The 14928-nt window shown below is 71.7% G+C and carries 13 protein-coding genes and 2 pseudogenes; 10 read left to right on the forward strand and 5 right to left on the reverse strand.

The genetic code is table 11. The features are described from left to right. Positions 1 to 254: 254 nt before the first annotated feature. The 6 genes from M6G08_RS21645 (at position 255) to M6G08_RS21670 (ending at position 4998) form a co-directional block, all read left to right on the forward strand. Entirely contained in the window at positions 255 to 1370 is a 1116-nt protein-coding gene (locus M6G08_RS21645) for a FecCD family ABC transporter permease (protein WP_383143828.1), read from the forward strand. Then, positions 1370 to 2143 carry an ABC transporter ATP-binding protein gene (locus M6G08_RS21650; RefSeq protein ID WP_272588813.1) on the forward strand — a complete coding sequence of 258 codons (774 nt, stop codon included), beginning with the start codon at positions 1370 to 1372 and terminating at the stop codon, positions 2141 to 2143. The genes M6G08_RS21645 and M6G08_RS21650 overlap by 1 nt, the downstream gene beginning before the upstream one ends. A 44-nt stretch (positions 2144 to 2187) precedes the next feature. Then, positions 2188 to 3210: an ABC transporter substrate-binding protein gene (locus M6G08_RS21655; protein WP_272588814.1), complete on the forward strand. Its 1023-nt coding sequence runs from the start codon at positions 2188 to 2190 to the stop codon at positions 3208 to 3210. Positions 3211 to 3239: 29 nt separating this feature from the next. Then, entirely contained in the window at positions 3240 to 3674 is a 435-nt protein-coding gene (locus tag M6G08_RS21660) for a VOC family protein (RefSeq protein ID WP_272588815.1), read from the forward strand. A 76-nt stretch (positions 3675 to 3750) separates the two neighbouring features. After that, positions 3751 to 3942 (forward strand): hypothetical protein, encoded by a 192-nt coding sequence (locus tag M6G08_RS21665; RefSeq protein ID WP_272588816.1) that lies wholly within the window; start codon positions 3751 to 3753, stop codon positions 3940 to 3942. A gap of 291 nt (positions 3943 to 4233) precedes the next feature. Further along, a complete protein-coding gene (locus tag M6G08_RS21670) occupies positions 4234 to 4998 on the forward strand; it encodes a non-ribosomal peptide synthetase (protein ID WP_336299007.1) in 765 nt (254 codons plus the stop codon). A gap of 375 nt (positions 4999 to 5373) precedes the next feature. On the opposite strand, the pseudogene M6G08_RS21675 reads toward M6G08_RS21670, so the two are convergent. Both M6G08_RS21675 and M6G08_RS21680 read right to left on the reverse strand, forming a co-directional pair. After that, positions 5374 to 5619: pseudogene (locus M6G08_RS21675) on the reverse strand (GNAT family N-acetyltransferase); the annotation flags it as partial. Further along, positions 5618 to 6172, reverse strand: a pseudogene (locus M6G08_RS21680) (LysE family translocator); the annotation flags it as partial. The pseudogenes M6G08_RS21680 and M6G08_RS21675, both read right to left, overlap by 2 nt. Positions 6173 to 6421: 249 nt before the next feature. On the opposite strand from M6G08_RS21680, the gene panD reads away from it, so the two are divergent. From panD to M6G08_RS21695, 3 genes are read left to right on the forward strand one after another with little or no spacing between them, the layout of a single operon-like run. Beyond that, entirely contained in the window at positions 6422 to 6841 is a 420-nt protein-coding gene (gene panD / locus M6G08_RS21685) for an aspartate 1-decarboxylase (RefSeq protein WP_272588818.1), read from the forward strand. A gap of 33 nt (positions 6842 to 6874) precedes the next feature. Beyond that, positions 6875 to 7219 (forward strand): GNAT family N-acetyltransferase, encoded by a 345-nt coding sequence (locus M6G08_RS21690; protein ID WP_272588819.1) that lies wholly within the window; start codon positions 6875 to 6877, stop codon positions 7217 to 7219. A 33-nt stretch (positions 7220 to 7252) separates the two neighbouring features. Then, the gene (locus M6G08_RS21695) at positions 7253 to 7891 is read left to right on the forward strand and encodes an aspartate/glutamate racemase family protein (protein ID WP_272588820.1); all 639 of its coding nucleotides are present in this window, start codon (positions 7253 to 7255) and stop codon (positions 7889 to 7891) included. A 486-nt stretch (positions 7892 to 8377) separates the two neighbouring features. On the opposite strand, the gene gnd is transcribed toward M6G08_RS21695, so the two are convergent. Then, entirely contained in the window at positions 8378 to 9832 is a 1455-nt protein-coding gene (gene gnd / locus M6G08_RS21700; protein ID WP_272588821.1) for an NADP-dependent phosphogluconate dehydrogenase, read from the reverse strand. A gap of 267 nt (positions 9833 to 10099) precedes the next feature. After that, the gene (locus M6G08_RS21705) at positions 10100 to 12220 is read right to left on the reverse strand and encodes a PQQ-dependent sugar dehydrogenase (RefSeq protein WP_272588822.1); all 2121 of its coding nucleotides are present in this window, start codon (positions 12218 to 12220) and stop codon (positions 10100 to 10102) included. A 278-nt stretch (positions 12221 to 12498) separates the two neighbouring features. Here M6G08_RS21705 and M6G08_RS21710 point away from each other — a divergent pair, with 278 nt between their 5' ends. Beyond that, a complete protein-coding gene (locus M6G08_RS21710) occupies positions 12499 to 13764 on the forward strand; it encodes a transglycosylase family protein (RefSeq protein ID WP_272588823.1) in 1266 nt (421 codons plus the stop codon). Here the strand turns inward: M6G08_RS21710 and M6G08_RS21715 are convergent. After that, entirely contained in the window at positions 13754 to 14857 is a 1104-nt protein-coding gene (locus M6G08_RS21715) for a DMT family transporter (protein ID WP_272588824.1), read from the reverse strand. The genes M6G08_RS21710 and M6G08_RS21715 overlap by 11 nt on opposite strands. Between the last annotated feature and the right edge of the window lie 71 nt (positions 14858 to 14928).

The following is a 14928-nucleotide window of genomic DNA, read 5'->3' on the forward strand; positions in this document are numbered from 1 at the left end:
GGGACGGGACGGCCGCGACGGAAGGCGTGGCACAGGCGCTAAGCTGCAAGCGCCCCGCGGGGGAAGTCCGGTCGAAGTCCGGCGCTGACCCGCAACGGTAGACGGAGTGCTGCTCCGTGAGCCCGATCACCCGCGGTGGTGACGCTCCTGTCAATCGCCGTGGACTGCGAGAGGGTGCTGCCCACGGCGCCCCGCGCCCGGAGCCGCTCCTTCGCCGACGTAGGTGCACGGCCCGAGGCGAAGGTGATCCGCCGGTGGCCAAGCTCCGTGACCCCGAACCCGCCCCACCACGAACGCGACCGCGGCGCGGTACGCGCACCGGACCCCCACCGGCCCACCGGGTGTCCCTGCCCCTGCTCGTGACCGGCCTGTGCGTGGCGCTGCCCGTCTCCCTGGCCTGCGGGGCGGGCTTCGGGGCCTCGGGACTCTCGTGGAGCGAGACGCTGCACTTTCTCTGGGCGGGCATGACCGGCGCCTCCATAGCCCCGGACGAGGTTCCCTCGTACGTCATCGTGTGGGAACTGCGCTTCCCGCGTGCCGTGCTCGCCGCGGTCGTCGGCGCGGGCCTGGCCGCCGTCGGCGTCGCCGTCCAGGCCATGGTCCGCAACGCGCTCGCGGACCCGTTCGTCCTCGGCATCTCCTCCGGTGCGGCCGTCGGGGCCAACGCCGTGCTCATCTTCGGCGCCTTCGGCGCGCTCGGTGTCTGGGCGCTGTCCACGGCGGCGTTCGTCTCCGCGCTCGCGGCCATGACGCTGGTGTACGCGGTCGCCCGGACCTCACGCGGGCTGACCCCGCTCCGGCTCGTGCTGACCGGCACCGCGATGAACTACGGCTTCTCGGCCGTGACCACGTTCATGGTGTTCGCCGCCGAACACGGCGAGGCGGCCCGGTCCGCGATGATGTGGCTGCTCGGCAGTCTGGGCGGTGCGAGCTGGTCCTCCGTACCGATCGCCGCGGGCGCGGTGCTCGCCGGCCTCGTCCACCTCGGCTGGTCGGCCCGGCGCCTGAACGCCCTGGCCATGGGCGACGAGACCGCCGCCGCGCTGGGCGTGGACGCCGGGCGGCTGCGCAAGGAGCTCTTCGTCACCGCCGCCGCCGTCACCGGGACGGTCGTCGCGGTCAGCGGGGCGATCGGCTTCGTGGGCCTGATGGTTCCGCACGCCGCCCGGATGCTGGTCGGAGCCGGCCACCGCCGGCTGCTGGCCGTCGCGCCCCTGGCCGGTGCCGTGCTGCTGATCTGGGTCGACATCCTGTCCCGGGTGCTGCTCGCCCCCGCCGAACTGCCGCTCGGTGTACTGACGGCGGCGATCGGCGTGCCGTGCTTCGTCCTGCTCATGCGCCGCCGCACCTACACCTTCGGAGGCGCGTGATGCGGATCGACATCGACGCGGTCACCGTGGAGATCGGCGGCGCGAAGCTGGTCGAGGACGTCTCGCTGCGGGCGGGCGACGGCCAGTTCGTGGGGCTCGTCGGACCCAACGGCAGCGGCAAGTCCACCCTGTTGCGATGCGTCTACCGGGCCCTGCGCCCCACGGCCGGTGCGGTACGCCTCGGCGGCGACGACCTGCTGACCATGAACACGCGCGAAAGCGCCCGCCGGATCGCCGCCCTCCCGCAGGAGTCGGCCGCGGAGTTCGACTTCACCGTGGCCGAGGTCGTGGCCATGGGCAGACTCCCGCACCAGGGCGCGGTGGCCCGGGAGACCGACGAGGACCGGCACGCCTGTGCCGCCGCACTGGCCGGGGTGGACGCCGGACACCTGGCCGGCCGCGGCTTCCTCACCCTCTCCGGCGGCGAGAAGCAACGGGTCCTGATCGCCCGCGCACTCGCCCAGCAACCGCGGGTCCTGGTGCTCGACGAACCCACCAACCACCTCGACATCGCCCAGCAGTTGGAGGTCCTGTCCCTGGTGCGGGCCGCCGGACCGACCGTGCTCACCGCACTGCACGACCTCAACCTCGCCGCGCTCCACTGCGACCTGATCCACGTCGTCGACGAGGGGCGGATCGTCGCTTCCGGCGCTCCCCACGACGTCCTCACGCCCGCCCTGCTGGCCGACGTCTTCGGGGTCCGGGCGCACCGCGTCCCCCACCCGGAAACCGGCGCGGTCCAACTCCTCTTCGACCGCCTCCCCACCCCGTAGTCCGCCTCGCCCCCAACCTGTCCTCCTCCAAGGAGTCACCCCCCATGCCGAACCTCGTACGCCCCGCCGCCCTCGCCGTCGTCCTGGTCCTCGCCGCCACCGGCTGCGGCGCGGACATCTCGTCACCGGAGGGGAAGACGGACGACGCCGGGCGGTCCGGCGGCCACTACCCGGTCACGGTCGAGAACTGCGGCGAGAAGCGCACCTTCGACCGGGCCCCGCAGCGCGTGGTCACCAACGACGTGGGCATCACCGAGATCATGTTCGCCCTCGGCCTGGCGGACCACATGGCCGGATACGTCATGCCCGACGACAAGGGCGACCTCACGGCCGTGCCGTGGAAGGACGGGTACCGGAAGACCAAGTGGCTGTCGAAGGAACGGATCAACAAGGAACTGGTCCTCGACGCCCGCGCCGACCTGGTCTTCGCCGGCTGGAACTACGGTTTCAGCGAGGGCGAGGGATTCACGCCCGACGCACTGCGCAAGGTGGGCATCGACTCCTACCTGCTCAGCGAGTCGTGCCGCAACGGACAGGGCAAGGCGCGCGGCGTGATGGCGCCGCTCGACGCGCTCTACACGGACCTGCGGAACCTGGGGAAGGTGTTCGACGTCGAGGACCGGGCCGAAAAGCTCATCACCTCCTTCCGCGAGCAGGTGGCCGAAGCACAGGCGAAGGCCCCCAAGGGCGCCGACCGGCCGCGGGTGTTCCTCTACGACAGCGGCGAGGACAAGCCGTTCACATCGGGTGCCTTCGCCGGGCCCCACGACATCATCACCAAGGCCGGCGGCGACCACGTCATGAAGGACCTGAAGGACAGCTGGACCGCCGTGGGCTGGGAGACCGTCGTCGCCCGCGACCCCGAGGTCATCGTGATCAACGACTACGGGGACACCACCGCCGAACAGAAGCGGAGGTTCCTCAAGTCCTACCCGCCCCTCGCGAACGTCTCCGCCGTCAAGAACGACCGGATCGTCGTCCTCGACTACGTCGACCTCGTCGAGAGCCCGCGCAACCCCGCGGCCATCGCCACACTCGCGGCGGCCTTGAGGAGCCTCGCCCCCTGAACCGCAAAGCCCCCTGCTAAGGTGCGCCGATGTCAACGATCAGGCAGATCCAGGTCACCTTCGACTGCGCGGAACCCGTACGACTCGCCGGTTTCTGGTGCGAGGTGCTGGGCTACGTCGTGCCGCCGCCCCCGGAGGGGTTCGCCACCTGGGAGGGCTACCACGACTCGCTGCCGCCCGAGGACCAGGACCCCTACTTCGCGTGCAGTGACCCCTCCGGGGCGGGCCCGCGCCTGCTCTTCCAGCGTGTCCCCGAAGGCAAGGTCGTCAAGAACCGGGTGCATCTCGACGTGCGGGCCGGCATCGGACTCGTCGGGGAGGAGCGCCTCGCCACCCTGGAGGCCGAATGCGCACGACTGGTCGCGCTCGGCGCGGTGCACGTGCGAACGATGGTCGCCGATGAGGAAAACGAGTCGTGCGTCGTGATGCAGGACATCGAGGGCAACGAGTTCTGTCTCGACTGAGACCGCCGGGGCTTCGGCACGCAGGACGACGTCACGCCGGGAGGCCGGGCACCGGAAGGTGCGCCGTTCCCGTCGAGTGACTCAGGCGAAGCCCCTGATCGCGAACATCCTCGGCGGAAAGGGCCGGACCCTGGACGGAGGCCAGAACAACGTCGTGCCCTGCTGGCAGGTGGGCATGAAGACCGGCACGCCGAGCATGAGGAGCTTCGAGTCCGAGGCGCAGGACCTGACCAAGGATGACACTTTGCTGTTCAACCTCGGTAACTGATCGACTGATCCCCCCATTGCGCCATCGGGAGCCGACATGAGTTTCACCACCCCACCGCGGCCACTCGACGTGACCGCGCTCTTCCCTCAAGTCGCCCCGCTGGCGCGCACGGCGACCCGGCTGCACCCGCGGCCGGGGTCGCCTACCGTGCACGACAGCTCCGTCGGCGGGCCGCTGCTGTGGCCCGCCGACGAGCCTTGGCCGTACTGCGGAGGACCGCACGAGAGGGGTGCGACGCGCAGGGCTCTGTCCCCCGACGACATCCGGCTCCTCCGTCACAACCAAGCGGCGGTGGCAAGCCGGTGGCACCTCGGTCCCCCGGCCTCCCGGCCCACGCCCGAGGAACTGGCCACCGAGAAGCGGATCCTCCAGGGCCGCCCCTGGCCCGAGGGCCCGGTCCCCCTGCTCCCCGTCGCCCAGCTGTACGCCCGCGACGTCCCCCTTCCCTTCAGCCCGCCCGGGGCCGACCTCCTCCAGATCCTGTGGTGCCCCTTCGACCACCCGGCCCACCCCCGTACCGCGGTCTTCTGGCGCTCCGCGGGCACCGTCCCCGACATCCTCGGCGCCCCGCCCGAACCGCCCGCGATCAAGTCTCAGGGTTACCTCCCGGAGCCGTCCGTGCTGGCACCGGAGCGGGTCACGGAGTACCCCGCCTTCAGGGAGCTGGACCAGAAGCTGCGGCAGGAGCTGGGCGACCCGATCCGTTGGGGCCGTTCCTGCCCCGTGGCCCCGCAGGAGTTCTACGACAACGACCTGTCCACTTCGCCCGGCTGGAAGACCGGTGGCTGGTCGCGCTGGGGAATGGCCGACCCCGCGCCCCGCTGCTGCCCGGAATGCGGCACCGAGGCGCTCCCGCTCCTCACCATCGCCACCCTCGAATGGGACGCCGGCAGCGACAGCTGGGCGCCCGAGGAGGAGAGGACGCTCCCGACCCCGCTCCTCCCCGGCACCCCGCCGGCGAACTTCACCCTGATCGGGATCGCCCGCGGTTCCACCCTCCAGCTCCACGCCTGCCCGGCCGACCCGTCCCACCCCCACATCGAGCTGGTCCAGTGACCGGCACGCCCGGGGACGACAGGAGTCTCACCACTCCACCGCGGCCGGTCGATGCGACCGCGCTCTTCCCCCAACTGGCCCCGCTGGCGCGCACGGCGACCCGGCTGCACCCGCGGCCGGGGTCGGCGACCGTGCACGACAGCTTCGCCGGCGGGCCGTTGCTTCTCCGCCGCAACCAAGCGCCGGTGGCAAGCCGGTGGCACCTCGGCCCCCCCCGGCCTCCCGGCCCACGCCCGAGGAACTGGCCACCGAGAAGCGGATCCTCCAGGGCCGCCCCCCGGCCCGGCTGCCCCGCTACCACCCCAACCTCTGCCCGAGTTGGCGGCACGCGCCACTCACACACGGCGCCTATGCCGTGATTCAGAGAACACGCCCAAGACTGAAGACCGGTTCCCAACTCGACGGCGGAACGGCCGGACAGCTGAACATGTCGGCGAAGGCGCCCGGACCGAGTAGGGCGGCCAGGTCGGCCCAGTCCTCGGCGTCCGGGTCGGCGGACACGGAGGAGAAGGTCGCCACTTCGGTTTGACAGGTGGCGGCCCGGCCGAGCCTTCGGGCGAGATGCGCGTGCCGACCGCCGAGCGACTGACCTACCGGGTCGTCGAGAACCGAGTCGTCGTCATCGCGTCGTGGCGACTTCCAGTCCGAATCCGATCAGTACGGCCCCAGTGGCACGCTCCATGCCCCGGCGTACGGTCGGCTTCTCGAAGAAGGAGCGAGCTTCGGAGAGCAGCAGGACGTATGTGCCGAGCCAGACCGCGGTGAGCACCGCGTGTACGACGACCAGCAGGGCCATGCCGCTGTGCAGAGACAGCCCGGCCGGGGCCGGCGTGGGCAGTAGACCCGTGTAGAACACCGCGATCTTGGGATTGAAGACGTTGCCCACCAGACCGGTCCGTCAGGGGTTGCCGCGAGGCAGGGCGAGGGCCGTTGCCGGCACCTGCGACCGGTCGCGACGGCTCTGGCGCAGCGCCTGGACACCGAGGAAGACGAGGTAGGCGGCGCCGACCAGTTTGACCACCGTGTACGCGGTGGTGGACGCGGCCAGGACAGCGGCGAGGCCGGCCACCGCGAGCACGCCCCAGACCAGCAGACCCGCGGCGATCCCGCCCACTGCCCATAGCCCGTCCTGCCAGCCGGAACCGACGGCCCGCTTGGTCACGACGGCCATGTCCGCTGAGGCCCGGTCGACAGCTCTCTCTGAACTGGCCTTTCTCGTGGCAGGCAGGCCCACAGACCGCCAGAGTGACCGTGGTCACGGACACTCTTCGGAGGCTGCTGCGTAGGCTTGTGCAGTCGTCGCGGTGAGGGCCAGGAGGGCCGGCGAAGCCGGCTGGCCGGACATGCGACTCGTTGTATGGTAGGGAAACCGCCCTTGACCTGCAAAAACGCAGGCAGGGAGCCTAGGTCCAGGAGTACCTCGATGATGCGTACAATGTTCAAGTCCAAGATCCACCGCGCCACCGTCACCCAGGCCGACCTGCACTACGTCGGCTCGGTGACCATCGACGCCGACCTGCTGGACGCCGCCGACCTGCTGCCCGGCGAGCTCGTGCACATCGTGGACATCACCAACGGGGCCCGGCTGGAGACCTACGTCATCGAGGGCGAGCGGGGGTCCGGGGTGATCGGGATCAACGGGGCCGCGGCTCACCTCGTGCACCCCGGCGACCTGGTGATCCTCATCAGCTACGCCCAGGTCACCGACGCCGAGGCGCGGTCCCTGCGGCCGCGGGTGGTGCACGTGGACGCGGACAACCGTATCGTCGCCCTGGGCACCGACGCGTCCGAGCCGGTGCCGGGGTCGGACCAGGAGCGCAGCCCCCAGGCCGTGTCGGCCTGACGTAGCCCATCCGCACGGACGAGGAGCGTGGCCGTGAGCGAGATCGAGATCCGTGACGACCGGGCGGCCGGCCGCCTGGAGGCGATCGGTGGCGGCGAGGTCGTCGGCCGCGTCGAGTATTTCCTCCTGGAAGCCCCCGAGCGCGCCCTCGTCCCCGTGCACACCGTCGTCGAGCCGGCCCACGAGGGGCGGGGCATCGCGGGTTCGCTGGCGCGCGAGCTGTACGCCGTCGCCCGGCGCGAGGGCGTCGTGGTGGCCCCGCTGTGCCCCTACGTCGTGAAGTGGGCCGAGCGGCACCCGGACCAGGCTCCCGCCGCCGGCCCCGAACTGCTGCGCGCGGCGAAGGAGTGGCTCGCGGCGCATCCGGAGCGGTTCTGACGCGGACAGAGGGTATGGAGAAGGGGAGTACGCGTGCTGGCGCTGCTGCACACCTCGCCCGTGCACGTCCCCGTCTTCGACTCCCTGCGGGACGAGGCGCACCCGGGTCTGGAGCTGCGGCATCACGTCGATGTCGGTTTGCTTGACCGGGCGCGCCGGGAGGGGCCGGAGGCGGTGGCCGGCGCCGTCCGGGCCGTGCTGCGGCGGGCCGTCGCGGAGGGGGCACGGGCCGTCGTGTGCACCTGCTCGACCATCGGCGGCGTCGCCGAGGCGGCCGCGGCCGAGGTCGGGGTGCGGGTGCTGCGGGTCGACCGGCCGATGGCCGCCGCCGCGGTGGCCGCCGGTCCGAGTGTCGTCGTTCTCGCCGCCCTGGAGAGCACGTTCGCGCCGACGGCCGCGTTGATCGAGGAGGAGGCCCGGTGCGCCGGACGCTCCGTCGAGGTGCGCGTACGCCTCGTCGATGGTGCGTGGCCGCGGTTCGAGGCCGGGGACACCGTGGGCTACCTGCGGCTCGTGGCCGAGGCGGCCGATGCCGTCACCGGCGCAGACGTGATCGTCCTGGCCCAGGCCTCCATGGCACCTGCGAGGGCGGCGACGCGGACCACGGTTCCGGTGCTGGCCAGTCCCGCGCCGGGACTGGCGGCCGGGGTGGCGGCAGCGGGCACCGGGTGATCCCGGCCGGGCCACCTGGGCCCGTCCCGTCACGCGGGGGAGTGACTGGGGAGGCGGCCCCCGGGTAGGCGGGGGACAAGTCCAGAGCCGACGTCGACCGACTGGCCGGAGGACAGTGCCATGACGAACCCGTATCCGGATCCCGTCCCGCCCGGACCCACCCCGGGCCCCGGCCCGGAGCCCCCGCAGCCGCCCCCGGACCCGGCCCGGCCTCCGGCCCCCGGTCCGGAACCGGCCCCGCCTCCGCCGCCGGGCCCCGGCCCGGAACCCACGCCCCAGCCCCCGGGCCCCGGTCCGCAGCCGACCCCGCCGCCCCCGCACCCGGGCCCGCCCGAACCCTCCCCGTCACCGGTCCCGCCGGGGCCGGAGCCGGTGCCCAACCCGGAACCGGGACCACCGCTGACCTGAACCGCGAGCGACGGCCACCGGCGAATACCGGTGGCCGTCGTACGGGAGAGCCGCGCGGAGACCGGGGGGAGGAGGAGACTAGTGGCCGTTCCCGTCGGCCTCGGTCTCGGACCGGTCGCGGGACCACAGCGTGTGGAAGACGCCGTTTCTGTCGGTGCGCCGGTAGGTGTGCGCGCCGAAGAAGTCCCGCTGCCCCTGGACGAGCGCGGCGGGCAGGCGTTCGGCGGCGAGCGAGTCGTAGTAGCTGAGCGCGGAACTGAAGCCCGGTACGGGTACGCCGGACAGGGCGGCGGTGGAGACCACCCGCCGCCAGGCGGCCTCGCCGTCGGCGACGGCCCGCGCGAAGTACGGGGCTTCGAGCAGCGTGGTGATGTCCGGGTGCTCGGTGTACGCCTGGGCGATGCGGTCGAGGAACCGCGCCCGGATGATGCACCCGCCGCGCCAGATCTTGGCGATCCGGTCCTTGTGGATGTCCCAGCCGTACTTGTCCGCGCCCGCGGTGATGGCGTCGAAGCCCTGCGCGTACGCGACGATCTTCGAGGCGTAGAGAGCCGCGGCCACGTCCTCGGCGAACGAGGGCGAGGCCTGCTGGACCCGCGGCCGGGAGCCGGCGGTCAGCCGGCGCACCGCGGCACGCTGCTCGGCCTTCCCGGATACCGCCCGCGCGAAGACGGCCTCCGCGATCCCGCCCACCGGCACACCCAGGTCGAGGGCGTTCTGCACGGTCCACACGCCGGTGCCCTTGGAGCCGGCCTGGTCCAGCACGACGTCCACGAACGGCTGACCCGTGGCCCCGTCGACATGGCGCAGGATCTCGGCGGTGATCTCGACGAGGTACGACTCGAGCGGGCCCCGGTTCCACTCGGCGAAGACGTCGGCGATGGCGTCCGGCCGCAGCCCGCCCACCGTGCGCAGCAGATCGTAGGCCTCGCCGATCAGCTGCATGTCGGCGTACTCGATGCCGTTGTGGATCATCTTGACGAAGTGACCGGCGCCGTCGGCGCCCACGTGCGTGACGCAGGGCTCGCCCGAGACGACCGCGGCGATCGAGGCGAGGACGGGCCCGAGGGTCCGGTAGGCCTCCTCGGAGCCGCCCGGCATGATCGACGGGCCCTTGAGCGCGCCCTCCTCGCCGCCGGAGATCCCGACACCGACGAAGTGGATGCCGGTGGGGGCGATCCGCTTCTCCCGGGCGATGGTGTCCTGGAAGTTGGCGTTGCCGCCGTCGACGATGATGTCGCCCGGCTCGAACCGCTCGGCGAGCTGGTCGATGACGGCGTCCGTGCCCGCGCCCGCCTGCACCATGATGACGGCGGTGCGGGGCTTGGCCAGCGAGGCGACGAAGTCGTCGATCGACTTGCCGGCGATGAAGCCCGCCTCCGGGTGCTCGGCGAGGAGGCTCTCGGTGCGGGCGTAGGTGCGGTTGTGGACGGCGACCACGTTGCCCTCGCGGGAGGCGAGGTTGCGAGCCAGGTTCGAGCCCATCACCGCCAGCCCCACGACACCGATGTTGGCGGCTTGGCTGGTCTTCATCCGGACCTCTTTCGATCGGTTGTCGGGCACCGTGGCTTTTGAGACTAGTCGGCGGACGGGGGACAGGACGGGGAATGGCGGGGTGTCGTGATTCGTCCCCCGCCCAGTTCCCGTCCCCCGCCCAGTCCCCGTCCAGTCCCCGTCCCCCGCCCAGTCCGCGCCCCCCCGTCTCCGTCCCCGGAAAGGCGACGGGGGCGCCACCTCCGTGGGTGGCGCCCCCGTCGCAGTGCGTGCCGCGCCGGTCGGCGGGCTGTGTGTCCAGCCGGGTCAGCCGGCCGGGACCAGTGCGACCTCGTCGCTGCCCGAGAGGGCCGGCAGGCCGTCCGGGGGCGTGTCCTGGTAGCTGGCGTTGAAGACCGCCCGCAGGTTGTCCGCACCGGCGTGACCGCCGTCCACGAACGTCTCGAACGACCCGGAGCAGCCGGTGCTCGTGGACAGCGGGTGTCCGTGCGTGTCGTGGCCGAGGATGAACGAGACACTGACCTTCGAGCAGTCCACCGGCTGGTCGTCGGTGACGGTGACCTCCCACGTCACCGTGTCACCCCAGTGGAACTCCGTGCCGCCGTGCGGGGACGGGTCGGTCGTCAGCGAGACGACCGGCGCCTTGTTGCCGACGACGACCGGAACCGAGGCGGAGGCCGAGCGGCCGGTGCTGTCGGTGACCTTCAGCGTGGCGTCGAAGACGGCGTCGTCGGTGAACGTGTGCTCCGGATTCGCCTCCCGGGAGTCCACCTTGCCGTCGGCGTCGAAGTCCCAGGCGTAGCTGAGGGCGTCACCGTCGGCGTCCTTGGTTCCGGCGCTGGAGAACCGGACCGTCAGCGGGCTGGTGCCGTTGACGACGTCCGCGGCGACCTTGGGCTCCGGGGTGCGGTTGCCGCGCGTGTAGTCGATGCGGGACAGCTGGGCCTCGGGCAGCTCCGCGAAGTACCCGGTGCCGTACTCCAGGACGTACAGCGCGCCGTCCGGGCCGAACTCGGCGTCGATCGGGCCGTCCGTCTTGATCGAGGGGATCGCGTCCTCGATCTTCTCGACCTTGTTCCGCTTGCCGAGGGTGATGGCCTTCATCTGGTCGCGGGTCCACTCGTAGAAGAGCGGCTTGCCGTCGAAGTACTCGGGCCAGCGGTTCTGGGCCTTGTTGCGCTTCTCGTAGTCGTACACGGGGCCGCCCATGGGGCCGATACCGCCCGTGCCGAGCTCCGGGAACTCCTCGGACGCGCCGTAGCCGTAGACGATCTCCGCGTCGGTGACCGGTGGCAGCTCGCTCAGACCGGTGTTGTGGCGCGAGTCGTTGACCGGCTCGGTGCAGTCGAAGGCGCCGTTCGACTTCCCGGTGGCGAAGTCGTAGTCCTGGTACGGCATGTCCCGGGTCACGCAGAACGGCCAGCCGTAGTTGGCGGGCCGGTCGATGACCATCCAGCGGCCGTGGCCGGCCGGGCCGCGGTCGGGGTTCGCCTCGTTGGCGTCGGGCGAGTAGTCGCCGACGTAGACGTCGCCGGTCTTGTCGTCCACCCCGAAGCGGAAGGGGTTGCGCAGCCCCATGGCGTAGATCTCGGGGCGGGTCTTCGGGGTGCCCGGCTTGAAGAGGTTGCCGCGGGGCACCACATAGCCGCCGTCCGGCTTGACCTTGATGCGCAGGACCTTGCCGCGCAGGTCGTTGGTGTTGCCCGAGGTGCGCCGCGAGTCGAAGGCCGGGTTGCGGTCGGCGCGGTCGTCGAGCGGGGCGTAGCCGTCCGAGGCGAACGGGTTGGAGTCGTCACCGGTCGAAAGGAACAGGTTGCCCTTGCGGTCGAAGTCGATCTTGCCGCCGACGTGGCAGCAGATGCCGCGGTCGGCCGGCACGTCGAGGATCTTCTGCTCGGTGTCGAAGGCGAGCCTGTTGCCCTCGAGCTTGAACCGCGACAGCCGGGTGACGCCCTTGTACTCGGCGAAGTCCGCGGCCGTGCCGTACTCCGGCGCGTCGCCCTCGTTGACGCCGGGGGTGTCCGGGTCGTCCATGGGGGTGTCGAGGCGGGGCGAATAGTAGAGGTAGACCCAGTGGTTCTTGCGGAAGCCGGGGTCGACGGCGATCCCCTGGACGCCCTCCTCGTCATGCTGGTAGAGACCCGCGGGGCTCTTCTTCATGTCGGCGGCGAGGAAGTTCACACCGCTCTTCGGATCGTGGATCCGGACCTCTCCCGTGCGTGCGGTGTGCAGCACCCGCGAGTCGGGCAGGACGGCGAGGGCCATGGGCTCGCCCGGACGGTCGTTGAGGGTGACCTTCTGGAAGGCCGCCGGGTCCGGCGGCGTGGGGTCTGATTTCGCGGCTTGGGCCGGGGACAGTGGAAGGAGCCCGACGGCCCCTGCCAGCGTTGCCGCCCCCACGAAGGTGGCGAACCGTCTGATACGCACCGAGAACTCCTTCGGTCTGGGATGAAACCAGGTGAAAGCCCGTGCGGAACAAGTCGGTTGGACGCTAAGGCGTGCACTTTCGACCCGTCAAGGACAAAGTTTCAACTTCCTTGGGGAAAGTTTCTCGTGTAAGTACGACGCCTCTGAGGCCTCGGAAGCCGCGACGACCGTGCGATCCGCGCCACTTGACATGGCCAACCGGCCGATTGCCGTCTTGTCATGGCCTGTTACCGGCGCTTATTTTTGCCCCTCCTGACGCAATGTCGAGGGGGACCTCCATGGCCGTACGCGGCCGGCACCGCCGGTATCAGCCGAACAGGATCAACCGCGCCTCCCTGACCGTCACCGCGGGCGGCGCGGGCCTCGCGCTCCCGCTCGTCGGCACCGGCACGGCACACGCGGCCGACGTGGAGACCTGGGACAAGGTCGCCGCCTGCGAGTCCACCAACGACTGGGACATCAACACCGGCAACGGCTACTACGGCGGGTTGCAGTTCACCCAGTCCACCTGGGAGGAGTTCGGCGGCACCGAGTACGCCCCGCGCGCCGACCTGGCCACCAAGGACCAGCAGATCGCGGTCGCGGAGAAGGTGCTGGAGGGGCAGGGCCCGGGCGCCTGGCCGGTGTGCTCCCAGAGGGCGGGGCTGACCCGGGACGGTGCCGTGCCCGACATCCGTCCGTCCTCCGCCCCGTCCACCGGGAAGTCAGGGGTCGCGAAATCCGGGACCGCGAAGTCCGACTCGGTGAAGGACGTCAAGCCCCAGACCACGCCACAGTCCCGGGCGGGCAAGGGCCGGATGTACACGGTGGTCACCGGCGACACCCTGTCCGGCATCGCCGACGCCCAGCGGGTGCGCGGTGGGTGGCACGGCCTGTACGAGGCCAACCGCGCCGAGATCGGAGCGGACCCCGACCTGATCATGCCCGGCCAGCGCCTCGCGCTGCGCGGCGAACGGACCACAGCGCCCCGCGCCGAACCCGAGCAGGAGCAACAGCAGAAGCAGGAGCAGAAGCAGAAGCAGAAACAACAGCCGAAGCAGGAGCAGAAACAGAAGAAACAGCCAAAGCGGCAACCCGAGAAGTCGTCCCCCGGCAGCGGCACCGAGAAGCCGGCCAAGGCCGCCAAGACCACCACCCGCCAAGCCGTCGTCGCCCCCGTCGACGCCTCCACCGGCACGCCCTACCGGCAGGCGGGATCATCCTGGTCGAAGGGCTACCACACCGGCGTCGACTTCCCCGTGCCCACCGGGACCTCGGTCAAGTCGGTCGCGGCGGGCCGGGTGGTCAGCGCGGGGTGGGGCGGTTCCTACGGCTACCAGGTGGTCGTCCGGCACGACGACGGCCGCTTCTCGCAGTACGCCCACCTCTCGGCGATCTCCGTGAAGGACGGCCAGTCCGTGGGCGCCGGCCAGCGGATCGGCCGCTCGGGCTCCACCGGCAACAGCACGGGCCCGCATCTGCACTTCGAGGTGCGGACGGGGCCCGGCTTCGGCTCGGACGTCGACCCGGTGGCGTACCTGCGGGCCGGCGGGGTCAGGATCTGATCCGCACCCGGTGCCGGTCGAGCACGGGCGGCGGGACGAACGCGCCACCGTGGACGGGGCCGTACGAGAGTTGCGGGACGAGTCCGGGCAGGACGCTCCGGGCCGGTCCCGGTACGTCGTACGGCTCCTCGGCGGGAACCGTCTCCGGGCCCTGCGCCGCCCCCGGGGCGGGCAGGAACACCTTCTCGGGCAGCGGAGCGGGCGGCGCCGCCTCCGTCCCGAGCGGCGCGGTCCCCGCCTCCGCGGCCCCTGCCTCCGCGGCCTCCCGCGCGATCCGCTCCGTCGTCAGCAGGATCAGCCCGCCCGCGGCCACCACGCCGCAGCTCAGGGCGAGCACGGTACCGGTCGTGCCGTACCGGAACGTCTCGCCGAACATCGTGATGCCGACCACCGCCGCCACCACCGGGTTCACGACCGTCAGCGTGGCCAGTGGGGCGGCGAGACCCGCGCCCCGGTAGGAGGCCTGCGACAGCAGCATGCCGGCCGTGGCGAGCACGCCGATCACGGCCAGCGACGGCACGTCGGCGACCGACACCCCGCCCGCCCAGTCGACCGCGACCGTCTTGGTGAAGACCGAGGACATGCCGAAGGCGATGCCGGACGCGATGGCCAGCAGGATGCTGCGCACCGCCGGGTGCCGGTGAGCGGCCCGGCCGGCGATCATCAGCGCGACGATCACCGCTCCGGTGACGGAGGCCGTGAAGACCCGCTGTGCCGTGTCCAGCGACTGGGTGTCGGACGCGCCGACCAACGACAGCAGACCCGCGAGACCGACCGTCGCCATGAGTGCGCCCCGCCAGGCCGTCCTGCCCGCCTTGCGGCCCACGAACAGCGCGGCCATGGGCAGCGCGAAGACGATGGTGAGCGCGCCCAGCGGCTGCACCAGACTCAGCGGGCCGAGGGCGAGCGCCACGACGTGCAGCAGGCCGCCGAGGCCGTTGAGCGCGACCGCCGCCCACCAGCCTGGCCGGCGCAGCGGAGCGTACTGAGCACCCGGGGAGGACGCCGCCACCTGCTCCTGCACGATCGCTCCGCCCGCGTACGCCACGGCGGAGACGAGCGACAGCAGCACGGACAACGCGAGGGCGCTCATCGGCTGCTCCTCTGCGTGAGGCGGGGGCGCTGGGCCCGGCGCGGCGAACGGTCGTCATCCATGAACAACAC

Source organism: Streptomyces sp. M92 (assembly GCF_028473745.1).
Lineage (GTDB): Bacteria > Actinomycetota > Actinomycetes > Streptomycetales > Streptomycetaceae > Streptomyces.

What these genes read in the sequence shown, in the direction of transcription:
- M6G08_RS21655 (WP_272588814.1), top strand. Translation starts at nt 2,188, where the DNA reads ATGCCGAACCTCGTACGCCCCGCCGCCCTCGCCGTCGTCCTGGTCCTC.
- M6G08_RS21650 (WP_272588813.1), top strand. Translation starts at nt 1,370, where the DNA reads ATGCGGATCGACATCGACGCGGTCACCGTGGAGATCGGCGGCGCGAAG.
- gnd (WP_272588821.1), bottom strand. Translation starts at nt 9,832, where the DNA reads ATGAAGACCAGCCAAGCCGCCAACATCGGTGTCGTGGGGCTGGCGGTG.
- panD (WP_272588818.1), top strand. Translation starts at nt 6,422, where the DNA reads ATGATGCGTACAATGTTCAAGTCCAAGATCCACCGCGCCACCGTCACC.
- M6G08_RS21660 (WP_272588815.1), top strand. Translation starts at nt 3,240, where the DNA reads ATGTCAACGATCAGGCAGATCCAGGTCACCTTCGACTGCGCGGAACCC.
- M6G08_RS21715 (WP_272588824.1), bottom strand. Translation starts at nt 14,857, where the DNA reads ATGAGCGCCCTCGCGTTGTCCGTGCTGCTGTCGCTCGTCTCCGCCGTG.
- M6G08_RS21710 (WP_272588823.1), top strand. Translation starts at nt 12,499, where the DNA reads ATGGCCGTACGCGGCCGGCACCGCCGGTATCAGCCGAACAGGATCAAC.